Genomic DNA, 17,667 nt, shown 5'->3' on the forward strand with positions numbered 1-17,667 from the left:
GCGGGGGTGGTACGGGAGTTGGGGGCGTCCGGGCAGCCCGGCACGACGGCGGTGCCGGCGGGACGCTCCGGCCATTAGGTTAGCCTTACCTTATGACATCGTCGCAAGTGGGCGCCCCCGAAGCGCCCGCCGTCACCGCGCCCGGCGCCCCTCCCCCACCGGCCCGCCCCCTCCGGGACAGCGCCTGGCCGGTCGCCGCCGGGGCGGTCGCGGTGCTGCTCGCGCTCACCGCGCTCTCGCTCTCGGTCGGCGCCGGCGAGGTCGGGCCGGGACGGGTCCTGGACTACCTGCTCGACCGCGACGGCGCCCGCGCCGACAGCCGACTCGCCCTCGTCGTCGGCGAGTTGCGGCTGCCCCGCACCCTGACGGCGCTGCTGGTCGGCGCCGCCCTCGGCGTCGCCGGCGCCCAGCTCCAGTCGGTCACCCGCAACCCGCTGGCCGAGACCGGCCTGCTCGGCGTCAACGCGGGCGCCTCGCTCGGCGTCGTCCTCGGCATCGCCGTGCTCGGCGTGCAGACCTCCTACGGGTACCTCGCCTTCGCCTTCGGCGGCGCCGTCCTCGCCAGCACCCTGGTCCTGCTGATCGCCGGCAGCCGGGGCGGCGGCTCCCCCATGCGGCTGGTCCTCGGCGGCTCCGCCGTCGGCGCGACCTTCGGCGGCATCACCGGCGTGCTCATCGTCAACTCACCCGAAGCGTACGACCGTTACCGGGTCTGGGTGCTCGGCTCGCTGGCCGGGGTGGAAGGCTGGACGACCCTGGGCCAACTCGCCCCCGTCCTCGGCGCCGGCTTCCTGCTCGCCCTGCTCACCACCCGGCCGCTCACCGCCCTCGCCCTCGGCGACGACCTCGCCCGCGGCCTCGGCCACCGCCCCGGCGCCACCCGCGCCGCCGTCGCCGCCGCCGTCACCCTGCTCACCGCCTCGGCCGTCGCCCTGGCCGGGCCGATCTCCTTCCTCGGCCTGCTCGCCGGCTTCCTGGCCCGCGCCCTCGCGGGGCCCCGGATCGGCCGACTCACCCTGTTCGCCGGGCTGTTCGGCGCCGCCGTGCTCACCGGCGCGGACGTGCTCGCCCGGGTGGTCGCCCGGCCCTTCGAGGCGCCGGTCTCGGTGATCGTCGCCCTGGTCGGCGCCCCCGCGCTGATCGCCATCGTCCGCTCCCGCCGCTCCGCCGCCCTGGCGATCGGCGACCCCGCCGCCGAGGCCCCGCCCGTCCAGCGCGCCGAACCGCGCCCGGCGCGGCCGGACCCGGCCCTGCGGTACGGCGCCTGGTCCCTGCTGGTGCCGCGCCGGCCGCTGCTCGCCGGACTCGGCCTCGCCACCGCCCTGCTCGCCGTCGTGGTCGTCTCCGCGCACGCCGGACAGAGCGAACTCGGCCTCGGCAAGACCTTCCAGGCCGTGTTCGGCTACGGCGAGCGGCTGGACGTCCTGCTGGTGCAGAAGTTCCGCCTCGGCCGGATCGTCGCCGGACTCGCCGCCGGAGCCGCCCTCGGACTCGCCGGCTGCCTCACCCAGACCCTGGCCCGCAACCGGCTCGCCACCCCCGAACTCCTCGGCGTCAACGACGGCGCCACCGCCGCCGTACTGATCTCCGCCACCGCCTCCGGCACCTTCGGCGCCTGGTGGGCCGGACCGCTCGGCGCGCTGGCCGCCGTCCTGGTCGTCACCCTCGTCTCCGGCGGGCTCGGCGCCCGCGGCTACCGGGTGCTGGTCGTCGGACTCGCCATGTCGGCGCTCGCCTCGGCCGTCATCCAGGTCGCCCTCGCCCGGCGCTCGCTCAACTCCGCCGGCTCGCTGTACGTCTGGACCTCCGGCAGCCTCAACGGCCGGGACTACGCCATCGCCACGCCCGCGCTCCTCGGACTCGCCGTCCTGGTGCCGACCGCCCTGGTGGTGGCCCGACGGCTGGCGGTGCTGCGCTTCGACGACAGCGTGGCCGCCTCGCTGGGCGTCGACCCCGGGAGGGTCCGGCTCGCCTGCCTGCTGCTCGCCGTCGCCCTCGCCGGGCTCGCCGTCGGGATCTGCGGGCCGGTCGGCTTCGTCGCCCTCGCCGCACCCGTACTCGCCGCCCGGCTCGCCGGACCGACCCGGGTGCCGGTGCTCGGCTCCGCGCTCACCGGCGCCCTGCTCGTCGTGCTCGCCGACACCCTCGGACGGGTGCTGATCGGCGGGGTGGAGATCCCCGTCGGCATCGTCACCACCGTGCTCGGCGGCCCCTTCCTGCTCTGGGTGCTGCTCGGGCGCCGTACCAACTGATCCTGGAGAGACAGACGTTGAACGCCTTCCCGCTGATCGCACCCGACCCGGACGACGCCGCGTACCGGCTGGTCACCTTCATCTCCACCGAACAGGACTGCGACGGCGTGCTCGCCCTCGTCCACACCGTCACCGACAAGGACCGGCACGCCGGCGACCTGACCCCCCACCTGATGGAACGCCGGGGCGGCCGCTGGGAGATCACCTACCGGCTGCGCGCCGACCACCGCGCCTCCTACCAGCTGCACCCCTTCCACGGCGCTCCCCCCGGCACCACCCGCGCCGACTGGCTGCACGTCCTCGACCACGCCCGCCCCGACCCCCACGACACCGAACCCCGCCTGCCCGCCCGCGACGGCCGCCACCCCGCCTCCGTGCTCAGCCTGCCGCAGGCCCCCGCCCAGCCCTACGCCCGGCGGCGCGAGGACGTGCCGCGCGGGCGCACGCTCCCCCGTACGGTGGCCGGGCGGCGGGTCGACGTCCACCTCCCCGCCGGGTACGGACCCGGCCTCGGCCCGTACCCGGTCGCGGTACTGCTCGACGGCGAGATGTGGGGCGAGGTGCTCTCCGTCGGCGACACCCTCGACAACCTGACCGCCGACGGCGCGATCCCGCCCACCGTCGCCCTCCTGGTGCACACCATGGGCCCCGGCCGCCCCGACGACCTGAGCTGCAACCCGGCCTTCGTCGACCTCCTCGCCGACCGCCTCCTGCCCTGGGCCGCAGCGGAGTTCGACGCCACCGACGACCCGCGCCGGACCGTCATCGCCGGCCAGAGCGCCGGCGGCCTCACCGCCGCCTACGCCGCCTTCCGGCGCCCGGACCGCTTCGGCAACGCCCTCTCCCAGTCCGGCTCCTTCTGGTGGCCCGACGAGACCGAGTTCGACGCCGGCAGCGAGTGGCTCACCCGCCGCTTCGCCGCCGAACCCCACCGGGACGCCCGGTTCTGGATCGAGGTCGGCCTCCAGGAGTGGATGCTCCTCACCCAGAACCGCCACCTGCGCGACGTGCTCACGGCACGCGGCTACGACCTCCACTACCAGGAGTTCAACGGCGGCCACGACTACGCCTGCTGGCGCGGCGGCCTCGCCGACGGACTGGCGCACCTGCTGAGCCGGGCGTCGGCGAACGACCCGTGCTAGCGTCGCCGACGGCAGCGCGACGGCGCCCGCCCCGGACGAGATGTGCGCCGTACCCGGCCCGCCAAGACGACGCACACCCAGGGAGTCGTCATGACCGCCGCCGACGCACCGATCGCCCGTCCGCTGGACGTGCCGTGGATCCACGGCTCGCCGTCCGCGAAGCACGACACGGACCCGGAGATCCAGGTCCACCCGTACGACGAGAACACCGTCATCCTGCGGCAGAACAAGGCGGTGCACTACGAGGCGCCGTTCCTGTTCCTGCTCTTCGGGGCGGACCGGGCCGTCCTCATCGACACCGGAGCGACCGCCGAGCCCGCGTACTTCCCGCTCCGGGCGACCGTCGACGGGCTGATCGCGCAGTGGCTCACCCGCAACCCCCGCGACCAATACCCGCTGCTGGTCCTGCACACCCACCCGCACGGCGACCACGTCGCGGGTGACGGGCAGTTCGGCGACCGGCCGGACACCGCCCTGGTCGGCGCCGACCGGCCCACCGCCTGGGCGTACTTCGGCTTCGACCACGACCCGGAGGCCACCGCCCGCGTCGACCTCGGCGGCGGGCGGGTCCTGGAATGCCTGGCCACCCCCGGCCACCACCCGGCCGCCGTCACCTACTACGACCCGTGGACGGGCTTCCTGCTCACCGGCGACACCGTCTACCCCGGCCGGCTCTACATCGACGACTGGCCCGCCTTCGGCCGCAGCATCGAGCGCCTGATCGCGTTCACCCGGGAGCGGCCCGTCACGTACGTCCTCGGCTGCCACATCGAGATGACCCGCGAACCCGGCGTCGACTACCCGATCCGCACCACCCACCAGCCCGACGAACCCCCGCTCCAGCTCACCGTCGACCACCTGCACCGCATCCGCGCCGCCCTCGCCGAACTCGGTGACCGGCCGCGGCGGCACGCGCTGGACGACCTGATCCTCTGCCCCAACGACTGAGGGGCCGGGCGGTCACGCCGGCCCAGGTGGGCCGGCGCGGGTGCTGACGGCTGGCCCGTATCGGTGGTCTTGCACGCCTGACGACCGCTCGGCATAGTTGCGTCACATCCCGCCGAGCACATCCCGCGGAGCCGTTCACTCCCGAACTTGACATGAACAGGACGTATACCCCTCAGGAAGGAGTGTCCTCTCATGGCACGATCCGAGCGGGTCTCCCGCAGCCTGCGCCGCCTCCGGGGTGGTGGCCACGCCACGGTCGGCATCACCGCGGTCCTCCTCACCGCGATGCCCGTGACCTCGGCCCCGGCCGCCCCGCATCCCCCGCGCCCGATCTACGTCTTCGCCCACAACCTGAACTCCGCCGACCAGGTCGACAACGCCCTCGCCGCCGGCTACAACGGCGTCGAGGTCGATGCCGCGTTCAACGTCTCCGGCGCGTGCGGCGGCACCAGGCAGTGGGTCTCCTGCGACCCCGGCAACCCGGCGTCGGAGAGCGTCGACCCGGTCAACATCAAGCGGAAACGCACCGGCGCGGTATTCGACGCACTCGCCAACGCCCGGCGCAGCGGCAAGAACCTCGCGGCCGTGTGGGTCGACATCAAGTCGTCCACCGACGGCGACCAGCCCGCCCAGATCAGCACCCTGCGAGGCCTGGTCCGCGACAAACTGCTGGCCGCCGGGATCAGGGTGATGTACGAGGTGCCCTACTCGTCGAGCAGTGACGCCGCCTGGAACGCGCTCAAGCAGAACCTGGACCCCCTGGAGTCGACGGCCGTGACCGGCACCTACGCGCAGGTGCGCGACACCTTCTCCAGGGAGGGCGGCGGAATCCCCGCCAGGCACCGGTTCGCCACCGACGGTTCGGCGGTCTTCGCCACGTTGACCGGGACCTGCATGAAGACCAACGGCGACAAGGTCACGGGGCTCAGGGACAGCGTCGCCAACCGTGAGGCGGGGAACATCGCCGGCGTCTTCGCCTGGACCATGGGCTCCTCACCCGACGGTGCCGACTGCGCGGCACGGATGCTCGGCGAGATCGGGGTCAACGGCGTGATCGCCGGATCCCGGCTCTCGGACTACCGCAAGGAGACCGACACCGACGTCGCGGTGAACAACATCACGGACTGGGTCAAGAGGCACCCCGCCCAGGCGCGGATGGCCACCGTCCACGACACCCTCTTCGGCTGAGCCGAAGCCGCGGCGGCTCCGGCTCGGAACTGAGTCGGCGCTCCCTCCCGGACGGTGTTCGGGAGGGAGCGCCGGCTCGCCTCGCCTCTCTCCGCCTCGCTAGCTCTGCTTGATCGCGGAGATGTCGAACTCCAGCACCACCTTGTCGCCGACCAGCACGCCGCCGCCCTCCAGCGCCGCGTTCCAGGTCACGCCGAACTCCTTGCGGCTGATCGTCACCGAACCCTCCAGGCCCACCCGCAAGTTGCCGTACGGGTCCACCGCGTTGCCGGTGTACTCGAAGTCGATGGCCACCGGGCGGGTGGTGTCCTTGATGGTGAGGTCACCGGTGACCCGGTAGTCGGTGTCGGACTTGGCCTCGACCGAGGTCGAACGGAAGGTGATGTCCGGGAAGTTGGGGGCGTCCAGGAAGTCGTTGGTGCGCAGGTGCTGGTCGCGCTGCTCGACTCCGGAGTCGATGCTCTCGGCCTTGATCACCACCTGGCCGGTCGACCGCGTCGGATCGGCACCGTCCAGGTGCGCGGTGCCCTCGAACTGCCCGAACGCGCCCCGCACCTTGGTCACCATGGCGTGCCGGGCGACGAAGCCGATCCGGGAGTGCGCGGGGTCGAGGACGTAGTCCCCGGTGAGCTCGGGAAGCGAAACGGTCATCAGGTACCTCCAAGGGGTGGCCCGGGGTCCGGGCGTCAGCCTGCAAGGTGTCAGCCCAATGCAGTATCACCCCGCCCGCCGCGCGGCACCACCGTGCCAAGTTCCCGCCAACGGGTGAAGCCTCTCAGTCCCGGTACGGGACCAGCCGCGCCAGGTCCAGCTCGAAGCCGAACGGCTCGGGGATCCGGATCGTCTCGCCGAACTCCCGCTCGGTACGGGTGTGGTAGCGGTCGCGGTTCGGCTCCGAGAACAGGGTGACGGTCTTCTGACGCGGGTCGATGATCAGATAGAGCGGGAAGCCCATCCGCGGGTAGTCCCGGACCCTCCCCGTCCAGTCGTTCTCGGGGTTGGACGGGGAGACGACCTCGACCGCGATCAGCGCGAGCTCGGCCGGAATGGTGTGGCCTGCCAGGTCGATGACGCCCTCCGGCAGGTAGGTCAGGTCGGGATTGCGGACAGCACCGACTTCCGGCCACCGTACGGCGGCGGGCCGAGCGGACGGGCGGGCCTCCAGCCGGACCGGGGTCAGGCGTTGGCCTGGGCGTAATGGAGGCTGCCGCCCTGCGGGAGGAGGTAGCCGACGGTGCGGTGGGCCGGTGGGCGGCCGGCGAGGGTGGCGGCGTCGGTGCTGCCGGAGACCTCCCAGCCGACCAGGGCGAGGGGGAAGGACACGGTGCGGTGGGCCTCGGTGGCGACGGCGGCGAGCCAGTCGTCGAGGGCGGCCGACCGGTAGGACATCAGACCGGCCCGGGCCGGCACCCCGGCCGCGTCCAGGGCGCCGGTCGGGACGTAGAAGTCGAGCCAGTCGCTGCCGTCCTCCTCCCGGACGACCATGCACCCGCACACCACCAACTGCCCCTCCGGCAGCCGGACCCGGCCCTGGAGATGGCCGGTCCCGGCCAGCGAGGCGAGGGTGCACGGGGCCTCCGGCTGCTCCTCGGGTTCGGCGTCCCGGCCGGTGACGCAGCCCTCGACGCCCGCTGCGGTCCAGACGGCGGCGAGGGCGGCCGCCAGCCGGTCGTCGTCACCGGTGGGGCCGACCTCGATGGCCAGTTCGTAGAACCCGCCGAGCCAGTTGCCGGGCTCGCGGAAGGAGGCAGCGTTCGTCATCCCCCGATGATGCACCAGGACTGACCTGCGGCGCAGCCGCGTTCCGGGCCCCTCAGCCCTCCGGGGGCGGGGGTGGGCCCTGGGCCGGGAGGCGGCGGGCGAGGAGGGCTCCGGCGGCGACCAAGGTGGCGGTGAGGGCCAGGGCGAGCCGGTAGGGGGCGGGGTCGGCGCCGTCGCCGAGGGCGCCGATCAGGGCGGCGGTGGCGGCGATGCCGATGGCGCCGCCGAGGGTGCGCAGAATGGTGAACAGGGCCATCGCCCTGCCCATGGCGGGCGGCGGGACGTCGGCGAAGCCGGCGATCTGGACGGTGAGCACGGCGGTGCCCAGCACCAGTCCGACGGCGAACATCAACGCCCGTACGGCCCAGGGGTTCTCGGCGAGGCCGAGGGCGGCGAGGATCGCCGCGGCCAGCAGCAGGGCGGGCAGGGCGAGGCGGCGCGGGCCGAGCCTGGGCAGCAGCCGGTCGACCACCTGGGAGGCGGCCATCAGGCCGATCGCCTCGGGGAAGACGCTGAGCCCGGCGTCCAGGGCGGTGGCGCCGCGGGCGGCCTGGTAGAGCAGCGGCAGCACGAACAGGGCGCCCATCAGACCGGCCGAGGTGAGCAGCGCCAGCCAGCTCGCCGCGCCGTAGGAGCGGTCGGCGAGCAGCCGCAGGTCCACCAGCGGTTCGGGCGAGCGGAGCTGGTTGCGTACCGCGAGCCCGAGCAGGGCGGCTCCGGCGAGGCCGCCGAGCCAGACCGCCGGTGCCGTCCAGCCGTGGGCCGGGCCGAAGCCGAGGGCGTAGGTGAGCAGGCCGAGGCCCGGGGTGGCGAGCAGGAAGCCGCGGGTGTCGAAGCGGCCGGCCGGGGGTTCCGGTTCGGTCCGCAGGGCGGCCAGGCCGAGTGCCACGGCGGCGATGCCGACCGGCAGGTTGACCAGGAACAGCCAGTGCCAGGAGAGGTGTTCGGTGAGGAAGCCGCCGAGGGGCGGTCCGAGGGCGGGCATCAGGGCGGTCGGCACGATCAGGATCCGGCCCAGGCGCGGGCGCTCCTCCGGCGTGAAGGCGCGGAACAGCAGGGTCATGCCGACCGGGGTGAGCAGGCCGCCCGCCACGCCCTGGACGGCGCGGGCGGCGGCCAGGGCGCCGAGGCCGGGGGCGGCGGCGCAGAGTGCGGAGGCGAGGGTGAAGACGGCGAGCGCGCCGAGGAAGACCCGCTTCACGCCGTACCGGTCACCGAGCCAGCCCGCCACCGGCAGGCCGAGGGCGAGGCCGATCAGGAAGGCGGTCTCGACGGAGTTGGCCGCCGGGACGGGCCGGCCGAAGTCCTCGGCGATCCGGTACAGCGCGGGGTTGACGATGGTCGAGTCGAGGCCGTTCATGCACATCGCGGCGGTGTACACGACGACCACGGCGGCGCGCCCCGCGAGCAGGGGGCGCGCTGGGGACGCGACGGCGGGAGGGGTCACAGGTCGGTCCAGTGCGCGGTGATCCAGGCGAGGGCGTCGGGGCGGGCGCAGGGGCCGTGGGCGACGCCCCAGCCGGGCGGGACGGCGGCGAAGGCGGGCCACAGGGAGTGCTGGCCCTGGCCGTTGACGAGGGCCAGGAACTCGCCGTCGGCGTCGAAGGGGTTGGCGGGGGCGTCACTCATGGTCGGGGTTCTCCAGGTGGTCGGCGATCACGCTCGCGATGTGCGCGATCGGGGCGGGCAGGGTCATGTCCTTGTGCGAGCAGGCCACGTCGGTGTTGTCGATCCGGCCGGTCACGTAGGGGGCCCAGAGTTCGGGCACCAGGGTCTCGTCGATGGTGTCGACGGTGGCGCGGAAGAACCGGACGTCGCCGTGGAAGGGGCGGTGGTCGTAGCCGCGCACCAGGTGGTTGGTGTTGAGGTAGATCTCGTTGAGCGCCGTCACGGTGGACCGGTCCAGCCCGGCCAGCGGGCTGCCCTCGCGGCCCAGCAGCTCGATGACGGAGTCGAGTTCGAGCGGCTGCCCGGCGAGGTCGTCGGGCCCGAAGCCGCCCATGGTGAGCAGCGCCTCCAGGGCTTCGGCCTGGTCCGGGACGGGCAGTTCGCGGAAGCCCTCGGCCGGGTAGGCGTCCAGGATCGCGAGCAGTTCGACCCGCTGGCCGAGCTCCTGGAGCCGGACGGCGACGGCGTGGGCGATGATCCCGCCGGTGGACCAGCCGAGCAGCCGGTACGGCCCCTCGGGCTGGACCTCGCGCAGCCGGTCGGCGTAGTGCGCGGCCAGCTCCTCCATGGTCGCGGGCAGCGGTTCGCCGACGGTGGCGGCGCCGACGCCCTGGGCCTGGAGGCCGTAGAGGGGGACGTCGGCCGGGAGGTGGCGGATCAGGCCGGTGTAGCACCAGCTGAGGCCGCCGGCCGGGTGGATCGCGAACAGCGGGGCCCGGCGGCCGGGGGCGGTGGGGCGCAGCGGGAGCAGCACGTCCAGGGCGTCGGCGCCGGGGGCGCCCTCGGACAGGGCGGCGTCGAGCGCGGCCACGCTGGAGGCCTGGAACAGCGCGCCGATGCCGACCTCCAGGCCGAGCACCTCGCGGATCCGGCCGGCCAGCCGGACCACCAGCAGGGAGTGGCCGCCGAGCGCGAAGAAGTCGTCCTCGACCCCGACCGCCTCCAGGCCCAGGACCTCGGCGAAGAGCTGGCAGAGCTGCTGCTCGCGCGGGCTGCGGGGCGGGCGGCCGGCTCCGGCGGCGGGGGCCTCGGGGGCGGGCAGGGCCCGGCGGTCGAGCTTGCCGTTGGCGGTCAGCGGCAGCCGGTCGACCAGGACCACGGCGGAGGGCACCATGTGGGCGGGCAGTTCGGCGGCGGCGTGGGCGCGCAGGTCCTCGGGCGAGGCGGCGGGGGTGGTGGGGGTGGCGGGGGCGGTGGGGGCGGTGGAGGCAGTGGGGGCGGTGGGGGCCGTGGGGGAAGTGCCCACGACGTAGCCGACCAGGCGCTTGTCGCCGGGGGTGTCCTCGCGGACCACCACGGCGGCGTCGGCGACGGCCGGGTGGGCGGCCAGCACGGCCTCGATCTCGCCGAGTTCGATCCGGAAGCCGCGCAGCTTCACCTGCTGGTCGGCGCGGCCGAAGTACTCCAGCACGCCGTCCGCCCGGCGGCGGGCGAGGTCGCCGGAGCGGTACATCCGGGTGCCCCGCTCGCCGAACAGCTCGGCGTGCGGGTCGGCGACGAAGCGGGTGGCGGTGAGTTCGGGGCGGCCGAGGTAGCCGCGGGCCAGGCCGGCCCCGGCGACGTACATCTCGCCGGTGACGCCGGGCGGGACGGGCTGGAGGTGCTGGTCGAGGACGTAGACCCGCAGGTCGGGGATGTTGACGCCGATGGTGCTGCTGCTGGTGGCGGCGGCGCTCGCCCGGTCGAGGGCGATGTACGAGACGTGCACGGTGGTCTCGGTGATGCCGTACATGTTGACCAGGGTCGGGGCGTCCTGCGGGTGCCGGGAGTACCAGTCGTCGAGGCGGCCGAGTTCGAGCGCCTCGCCGCCGAACACCACGTAGCGCAGGGCGAGTTCGCTGCCGGGACGGTCGCGGTCGGCGGCGCTGAGCTGGTAGAAGGCGGACGGGGTCTGGTTGAGCACGGTGACGCGCTCGCGGGCGAGCAGGTCGAGGAAGGCCGCCGGGTCGCGGCTGACCAGGTGCGGGACGACGACCAGCCGGCCGCCGTACAGCAGCGCGCCCCACAGTTCCCAGACCGAGAAGTCGAAGGCGTAGGAGTGGAAGAGCGTCCAGACGTCCTGGGCGTCGAAGCCGAACCAGTGGTCGGTGGAGCTGAACAGCCGGGCGACGTTGCGGTGGGTGACGGGCACGCCCTTGGGCCGGCCGGTGGAGCCGGAGGTGTAGATGACGTACGCGGTGTCCTCGGCGCGCAGCGGACGGGTGCGTTCGTGCTGGGCGAGCGGGGTGGCCGGGTACCGCGCCGACTCCGGCCCGTCGACCAGGAGTCGGGGGACGTCGTGGACGGGCAGCCGGGGGGCGGTGGCCCGGTCGGTGAGCAGGGCGGCGGGGGTGGCGTCGGCCAGCATGTAGGCGAGGCGGTCGGCCGGGTAGTCGGGGTCGAGCGGGAGGTAGGCGGCGCCGGACTTGGCGACCGCGAGCAGGGCGACGACCAGGTCGACCGAGCGGGGCAGGGCGAGCGCGACGATGGTGCCGGGGCCGATGCCGTGGGCGGCCAGCAGGCGGGCCAGGCGGTCGGCGCGGGCGGAGAGTTCGGTGTAGTCGAGTCGGTCGTCGCCGCAACTGACCGCTACGGCGCGCGGGTTGGCGGCGGCCGCGGCCTCGAAGAGCTCGGGCAGGGTGGCGGTCGGGTCGGTGGCCGCCGGCACGGGCGCCGTCGGCACGGCTGCGGCGGACGGGGTGAGGTTCCACTCGACCAGGGCGCGCCGGCGCTCCTCCGCGCTGATCAGCGGCAGCCGGCCGATCGGGGTGTCCGGGGCGGTGGCGGCGGCGGTGAGCAGCCGGGTGAGGCGGTCCGCGAGGGCGGTCGCGGTGGCGGGGTCGAAGAGGTCGGTGCGGTACTCCAGGAAGCCGCCGATGCCGCCGCCGGGCCGCTCCCCCGCATTGAGGGTGAGGTCGAACTTGGCGGTGCCGCTGGGGATCGCGGCGATCTCGACGGTCAGGCCGCCGCCGAGCGCGAGGGGTTCGTCGGCGCGGCTCTGCCAGGCGAGCATCACCTGGAACAGCGGGTGGCGGGCGAGCGAGCGGGCCGGGTTGAGCTCCTCGACCAGGCGGTCGAAGGGCAGGTCGGCGTGCTCGTGCGCGGCCAGCACGGTGCCGCGCACGCGCCGGAGCAGCTCCCGGAAGGACGGGTCGCCGGCGGTGTCGGTGCGCAGCACGGCGGAGTTGACGAAGTAGCCGACCAGGGCGGCGGTCCGCTCGTCCTCGCGCCCGGCGAGCGGGGTGCCGACGGGGATGTCGGTGCCGCAGCCGTGCCGGGTGAGCAGCGCGGCGAGGCCGGCCTGGACGGCCATGAACACGGTGCCGCCGGTGGCGCGGGCGAGCGCGGCGAGGGCGGTGTGCGCCTCGGCGCCGAGGGCGAAGGGGACGGTGGCGCCGTCGTGTCCGGCCAGCGGCGGGCGGGGGCGGTCGGTGGGCAGGTCGAGCTGGTCGGGCAGGCCGGCCAGGGCGGTGCGCCAGTGCTCGGTCTGCCGTACGGCGAGCGGGGTGGGTGCGTCCACGGTGCCGAGCAGCTGTCGCTGCCAGGCCGCGTGGTCGGCGAACTGGACGTCCAGTGGGGCGAGTTCGGGCGCGCGCCCGGCCTGCCGGGCGGTGTAGGCGGCGGCGAGGTCGTGCAGCAGCGGGGTGGTGGAGGCGCCGTCGCCGGCGATGTGGTGGAGCAGCAGGAGCAGGGTGTGCCGCTCGCGCCCGTGGCCGAACAGCGTGGCGCGCAGCGGGGGTTCGGCGGTGAGGTCGAAGGCGTACCGGACGGCCTCGGACAGCTCGCCCTCGACGTCCGGGAGTTCGACCGGCGCGGGCGGCAGGATCCGCTGGTACGGCGTGCCGTCCGGCTCCTCGCCGTAGACGGTGCGCAGGACTTCGTGCCGGGCGGTGAGGTCGCCGAGGGCGAGGGTGAGGGCGGCGCGGTCGAGCGGGCCGGTGAGGGTGAGGGCGAGCGGGATGTTGTAGGTGGGGCTGGGGCCTTCGAGCCGGTGCAGGAACCAGAGGCCGCGCTGGGCGGGCGAGAGCGGCATCCGCTCGGTGCGGGGCACGGGCACCAGGGCCGGGCGGGGTTCGGCGGGCCCGGCCTCGGGGGGCCCGTCCTGCACTGCGGGCCGGACCAGGGCGGCGAGGGCGGCCGGGGTCGGGTGGCGGAAGACGTCGGCGAAGGCGACCGGTGCGGCGAAGGTCTCGCGCAGCCGGGCGGCCAGCCGACCGGCGAGCAGGGAGTGGCCGCCGAGGTCGAAGAAGGACTCCTCCCGGCCGGGTGCGGCGGGCAGGCCGAGGACGTCGGCGAACAGCCCGCAGACCAGTTCCTCCTGCGGGGTGGCGGCGGCCGCGCCGGGGGTGGTGGCGGCGGGCTCCGGGAGGGCGCGGTGGTCCAGCTTGTCGTGGGCGGTGCGCGGCAGTTCGTCCAGCAGCAGGACGGCGGCCGGGACCATGTGGGCGGGCAGGCGGGCGGCGAGCGCGGCGCGCAGGGCCTCGGGGTCGGGGACGGCACCGGTGGGGTGGTCGCCGATGGCGGGGAGTTCACCGGTGGCGGGGACGACGTAGCCGAGCAGTCGTTTGCCCTGCGGCCCGGGCCGGGCGATCACCACGGCCTGCGCCACGCCCGGCAGTTGGGCGAGGACGGCGGCGATCTCGCCGGGTTCGACCCGGAAACCGCGGATCTTCACCTGGTCGTCGGCGCGCCCGAGGAACTCCAGGGTGCCGTCGGGGCGGCGGCGGGCGAGGTCGCCGGTGCGGTACATCCGGTCGCCGGGCGGGCCGAAGGGGTCGGCGAGGAAGCGTTCGGCGGTGAGGTCGGGGCGGCCGAGGTAGCCGCGGGCCAGGCAGGCACCGGCCACGTACAGTTCGCCGGTCACGCCGTCGGGCGCGGGGCGCAGCGAGCCGTCCAGGACGTAGGCGCGGGAGCCGCGCACCACCCTGCCGGTCGGGGCGCCGTCCGGGCCCGGGGTCCAGGCGTAGGCGTCGACGGTGGTCTCGGTGGGGCCGTAGAGGTCGATCGGGTGCAGGCCGGGGACGGCGGCGAGCCGCTGCCAGAGGGCGGGCGGGGTGGCCTCGCCGCCGACCGCGAGCACCGAGGGGCGGTGCCGGTCCTCGTCCAGCACGCCTTCGGCGAGGAGGACTTCGAGGTAGGAGGGGGTGAGGTCGAGGTAGTCGATGCGCTCGCGGTGGAGGTGGGCGGCGAGGGCGGCCGGGTCGCGGTAGGTGGCGTCGTCGAGCAGGTGGAGCTCGTGGCCGTGGACCATCCACAGCACCGGGTCCCAGGAGGCGTCGAAGGCGAAGGAGGCGCTGTGGGCGATGCGCAGGCGCTCGCGGCCGGTGCGGCGGACGGCGGGGGCGATGTGGTCCTCGCCGTGGCCGGCGTGCAGGTTGGCGAACGAGGCATGGGTGACGACCACGCCCTTGGGGCGGCCGGTGGAGCCGGAGGTGTGCAGCACGTAGGCGGCGTCGTGGAGGCGCGGGGCCGGCAGGGGCGCCTCGGGGCTCCCGGGGGCCTCAGGGGCCGCGGTGGCACCGGGGGCCGCGGTGGCACCGGGGGCCTCGGCGTCGGACGGCCGTACGGTGGGCAGGCCGGGCGGCAGGTCGAGGTCGGCGAGCGCCTCGGGGGTGCCGACGGCGCAGACCGGGCGGGCGTCGGCCAGCACGGCGGCGAGCCGCTGCCGGGGGTGGGCCAGGTCGAGGCTGACGCAGGCGCCGCCGGCCTTGAGCACGGCGAGCATCGCGACCAGGGTGTCCGCGCTGCGCGGCAGGGCAAGGGCGACGGGCGCGCCGCCGTGGACGCCGAGGCCGCGCAGCCGGTGGGCGAGGCGGTCGGACCGGCTCTCCAACTCGCCGAAGGTGAGGGCGGTTTCGCCGCAGCGGACGGCGACGGCGGCCGGGGTGCGGGCGGCCTGGGCGGAGAACAGCTCGGGCACGGTCCGCTCGACCGGGGGTTCGGTGCGGCCCTCGGTGGCGCGGCGCAGGGCGTCGGCGTCCAGCAGGTCGATCCGGGCGATCGGCGTCGTCGGGTCGGTGAGCAGCAGCTCGGTGAGGGCGTCGAGGTAGCGCAGCAGGCCGTCGCGGTGGGCGGCCAGCGAGTCGGCGCCGTGGCGGGCCGGGTCGGCGTCGAGGAGCAGGCGCAGGCCGCCGTCGGGGCCGGGCGAGACGTTCACGGCGAGGTCGTCGACCGGTCCGGCGGCGAGGTTGCGGACCACGCCGGGCAGGCCGGCCAGGTCGAGGTCGGCCTCGAAGGCCTTGATGTTGACCATCGGGCCGAACAGGGCGCGGCGTCCGCCGGTGCGGCCGAGGTCGCGGCGCAGGTCCTCCAGCGGGTAGCGCTGGTGGCGGCGGGCGGTGCGCAAGGCGCGGACCACCTGGCGCAGCAGGTCCTCGGCGGTGTCGGCGGGGCGGACGGCCAGGCGCAGCGGCAGCACGTTGGCGGCGGCGACGGGCGTGCGCAGGGCGGCGGGGCCGCGGCGGTTGGCGAGCGGGAGGCCGAGCAGGACGTCCTGGGCGCCGGTCAGGCGGTGCAGGTAGCCGGCGGTGGCGGCGAGGAGGAGCTCCGCCCAGGTGGCGCGGGCCGCGGTGGCGGCACGCTCCAGGCGCTCGCGGGTTCCGGCGGGGAGGGTGGCGGTCAGCCGCAGCGGGGTCGACTCGGCCCCGGGCCGCCCGGAGCGCTCGGCCCCGGAGTGCTCGGCCCCGGGATGCACGGCGGGGGTGCCCGGCAGGACGGCCGGGGCGTCGGCGCCGGCAAGGTGGGCGGACCAGTGGGCGCGGTCGGTGCGGTAGTCCTCGCCCGCGCGGTAGGCGGCCTCCTCGGCGGCGGCCTCGGCGAGGCGGGCGAAGGGGCTGGGGCCGGGGTCGGCGCCGGTGGTGCGGGCGGTGTAGTGGGCGGCGACGCGGTCGCCGAGGAGGGTCAACGCGTAGGCGTCGACGGCGAGGTGGTGGATCCGGCGGTACCAGATCCGCTGGTCGTCGGCGAGCCGGATGAGCGCCTGGGTGAACAGCGGGCCGGTGGTGAGGTCGGCCGGGCGGGCGAGGTCGGCGCGCATCCAGGCCTCGGCCTCTGCGGACGGCTCCTCGGCGGCCCGCAGGTCGAGGCGGTGCAGCGGCCAGCGGTGACCGGGGGTCAGGCGCTGGTGCGGGGTGCCGTCCGGGCCGGTGACGACGACCGCGCCGAGGGCCTCGGCCTCGTCCACGGTCTGCCGCAGGGCCGCCTCGAAGGCCTCCTCGTCGAGCGGTCCGGTGATCTCGACGGCGTCGCCGGTGTTGTAGACCGGGCTGGCGGGGTCGAGCGACTGGGCGTACCAGACGGCGGCCTGGGCGGCGAGCAGCGGGACGTCGGCGGACCGGGCCCCGGTGGGCTGCTGATCGACGGGCTGCTGATCGGCCGGCTGCTGATCGGCGGGCTGCGTTTCGACGGCGGGCATGGTGCGGAGAGCTCCTCGGGGGATCCGGAACGCCTTACTTAGGTTAGCCTAATCTAACTTCATACGATCTGGTCAACGGCCTCGTGCGGCCGCGCCCCTGACATCCCGGAGACGCCCATGACCCAGCCTCGGAATCAGCCCGAGAACCAGGCGCCGAGCGCGGCCAAGCAGGCCGTCCGCGAACGCGTCCACGCGCACACGGCCGACCTGCTGGCGCTCAGCCACCGCATCCACGCCCACCCCGAGACCGCCTTCGAGGAGCACCGGGCGGCCGCCTGGTGCGCCCAACTGCTGCGCTCCCACGGCTACTCGGTCACCGCACCCGCCCACGGCCTGGCCACCGCGTTCACCGCGAGCCTCGGCAGCGGGCCGGTCACCGTCGCGCTGGTCTGCGAGTACGACGCCCTCCCCGGCCTGGGGCACGCCTGCGGGCACAACCTGATCGCCGCCGCCGGCGTCGGCGCGGCGCTCGGGCTCGCCCCGTACGCGGACGAACTCGGGCTCACCGTACGGGTGATCGGCGCACCGGCCGAGGAGCGCGGGGCCGGCAAGGCCCTGCTGCTGGAGGCCGGAGCCTTCGACGGGGTGGACGCGGCGATGATGGTGCACCCCTGCCCGGTCGAGGTCGCCGACTTCCGCTCCTTCGCTCTGGGCACCCTGTCCGTCCGCTACACCGGGCGCGCCGCCCACCCCAGCCTCAACCCGCACGAGGGCCGCAACGCCGCCGACGCGCTCACCGTCGCGCAGGTCGCGCTCGGGCTGCTGCGGCAGCAACTCCCGCCCCAGTGGCGGGTGCACGGCATCACCACCGCGGCCGGGACGGCCCCGAACCTGATCCCCGACAGCGCGAGCGCCGAGTACGAGATCCGCGCCTCGGCGGCCGAGGACCTCGCCCACCTGCGGGCGCGGGTCGAGGACTGCTTCCGGGCCGGAGCGCTGGCCACCGGCTGCGAGGTGGAGCTGACCAGGCCCGAGCCGGACTACCTGGACATGCGCTCCGACCCGGCCCTGCTCACCCACTGGCGCGCCAACGCGGCGGCGCTGGGCCGGCCGGAACCGGTCGAGCGCGCGCCGTTCGCCTGCACGGACATGGGGAACGTCTCGCACGTGGTGCCCTCCATCCATCCGGTCCTGGACATCACCGGGGGCTCCTGCGCACCGCACGAGGCGGCCTTCGCCGAGGCCGCGCTCGGGGCGGAGGCCGAACGGGCCCTGCTGGACGGCGCGGTGGCGATGGCATGGACCGCGATGGACCTGGCGGCGGGGGGCGGCCGACAGCTGACGGCCAACGGCTGATGACTGACAGCTGACGGAC

At 75.3% G+C, this 17,667-nt stretch carries 11 protein-coding genes and 1 riboswitch; of the genes, 5 read left to right on the forward strand and 6 right to left on the reverse strand.

From position 1 onward, the window contains the following. Positions 1 to 92 precede the first annotated feature (92 nt). From fhuB to ACFXOZ_RS03230, 4 genes are all read left to right on the forward strand, one after another. The gene (gene fhuB / locus ACFXOZ_RS03215; RefSeq protein ID WP_380586919.1) at positions 93 to 2,252 is read left to right on the forward strand and encodes a Fe(3+)-hydroxamate ABC transporter permease FhuB; all 2,160 of its coding nucleotides are present in this window, start codon (positions 93 to 95) and stop codon (positions 2,250 to 2,252) included. A 17-nt stretch (positions 2,253 to 2,269) separates the two neighbouring features. Then, positions 2,270 to 3,394 carry an enterochelin esterase gene (gene fes, locus ACFXOZ_RS03220; RefSeq protein WP_380586922.1) on the forward strand — a complete coding sequence of 375 codons (1,125 nt, stop codon included), beginning with the start codon at positions 2,270 to 2,272 and terminating at the stop codon, positions 3,392 to 3,394. Between the two features lie 16 nt (positions 3,395 to 3,410). Continuing rightward, positions 3,411 to 3,470: riboswitch (guanidine-III (ykkC-III) riboswitch) on the forward strand. 14 nt (positions 3,471 to 3,484) lie between these two features. Further along, a complete protein-coding gene (locus ACFXOZ_RS03225) occupies positions 3,485 to 4,342 on the forward strand; it encodes an MBL fold metallo-hydrolase (protein WP_380586925.1) in 858 nt (285 codons plus the stop codon). 192 nt (positions 4,343 to 4,534) lie between these two features. Next, the gene (locus tag ACFXOZ_RS03230) at positions 4,535 to 5,530 is read left to right on the forward strand and encodes a hypothetical protein (RefSeq protein ID WP_380523151.1); all 996 of its coding nucleotides are present in this window, start codon (positions 4,535 to 4,537) and stop codon (positions 5,528 to 5,530) included. A 99-nt stretch (positions 5,531 to 5,629) separates the two neighbouring features. Here ACFXOZ_RS03230 and ACFXOZ_RS03235 read toward each other — a convergent pair whose 3' ends face one another. The 6 genes from ACFXOZ_RS03235 to ACFXOZ_RS03260 form a co-directional block, all read right to left on the reverse strand. After that, complete coding sequence (locus ACFXOZ_RS03235) at positions 5,630 to 6,181, reverse strand: YceI family protein (RefSeq protein ID WP_380586928.1); 552 nt, start codon at positions 6,179 to 6,181, stop codon at positions 5,630 to 5,632. Between the two features lie 124 nt (positions 6,182 to 6,305). Further along, positions 6,306 to 6,710 carry a Uma2 family endonuclease gene (locus ACFXOZ_RS03240; protein ID WP_380587083.1) on the reverse strand — a complete coding sequence of 135 codons (405 nt, stop codon included), beginning with the start codon at positions 6,708 to 6,710 and terminating at the stop codon, positions 6,306 to 6,308. After that, positions 6,707 to 7,291, reverse strand: a complete 585-nt coding sequence (locus ACFXOZ_RS03245; RefSeq protein WP_375892013.1) for a hypothetical protein — start codon at positions 7,289 to 7,291, stop codon at positions 6,707 to 6,709. The genes ACFXOZ_RS03240 and ACFXOZ_RS03245 overlap by 4 nt, the downstream gene beginning before the upstream one ends. Before the next feature lie 52 nt (positions 7,292 to 7,343). Next, positions 7,344 to 8,681, reverse strand: a complete 1,338-nt coding sequence (locus tag ACFXOZ_RS03250; protein WP_380586931.1) for a DHA2 family efflux MFS transporter permease subunit — start codon at positions 8,679 to 8,681, stop codon at positions 7,344 to 7,346. 53 nt (positions 8,682 to 8,734) lie between these two features. After that, the gene (locus ACFXOZ_RS03255) at positions 8,735 to 8,920 is read right to left on the reverse strand and encodes an MbtH family protein (protein WP_375892016.1); all 186 of its coding nucleotides are present in this window, start codon (positions 8,918 to 8,920) and stop codon (positions 8,735 to 8,737) included. Continuing rightward, the gene (locus ACFXOZ_RS03260; RefSeq protein WP_380586934.1) at positions 8,913 to 16,352 is read right to left on the reverse strand and encodes an amino acid adenylation domain-containing protein; all 7,440 of its coding nucleotides are present in this window, start codon (positions 16,350 to 16,352) and stop codon (positions 8,913 to 8,915) included. Before ACFXOZ_RS03260 ends, ACFXOZ_RS03255 begins: the two co-directional genes overlap by 8 nt. A 117-nt stretch (positions 16,353 to 16,469) precedes the next feature. Between ACFXOZ_RS03260 and ACFXOZ_RS03265 the strand changes: the two genes are divergently transcribed. Further along, positions 16,470 to 17,648 (forward strand): amidohydrolase, encoded by a 1,179-nt coding sequence (locus ACFXOZ_RS03265; RefSeq protein ID WP_380586937.1) that lies wholly within the window; start codon positions 16,470 to 16,472, stop codon positions 17,646 to 17,648. Positions 17,649 to 17,667: the final 19 nt, after the last annotated feature.

The sequence above is a fragment of the Kitasatospora sp. NPDC059160 genome (assembly GCF_042755465.1).
Classification (GTDB): domain Bacteria; phylum Actinomycetota; class Actinomycetes; order Streptomycetales; family Streptomycetaceae; genus Kitasatospora.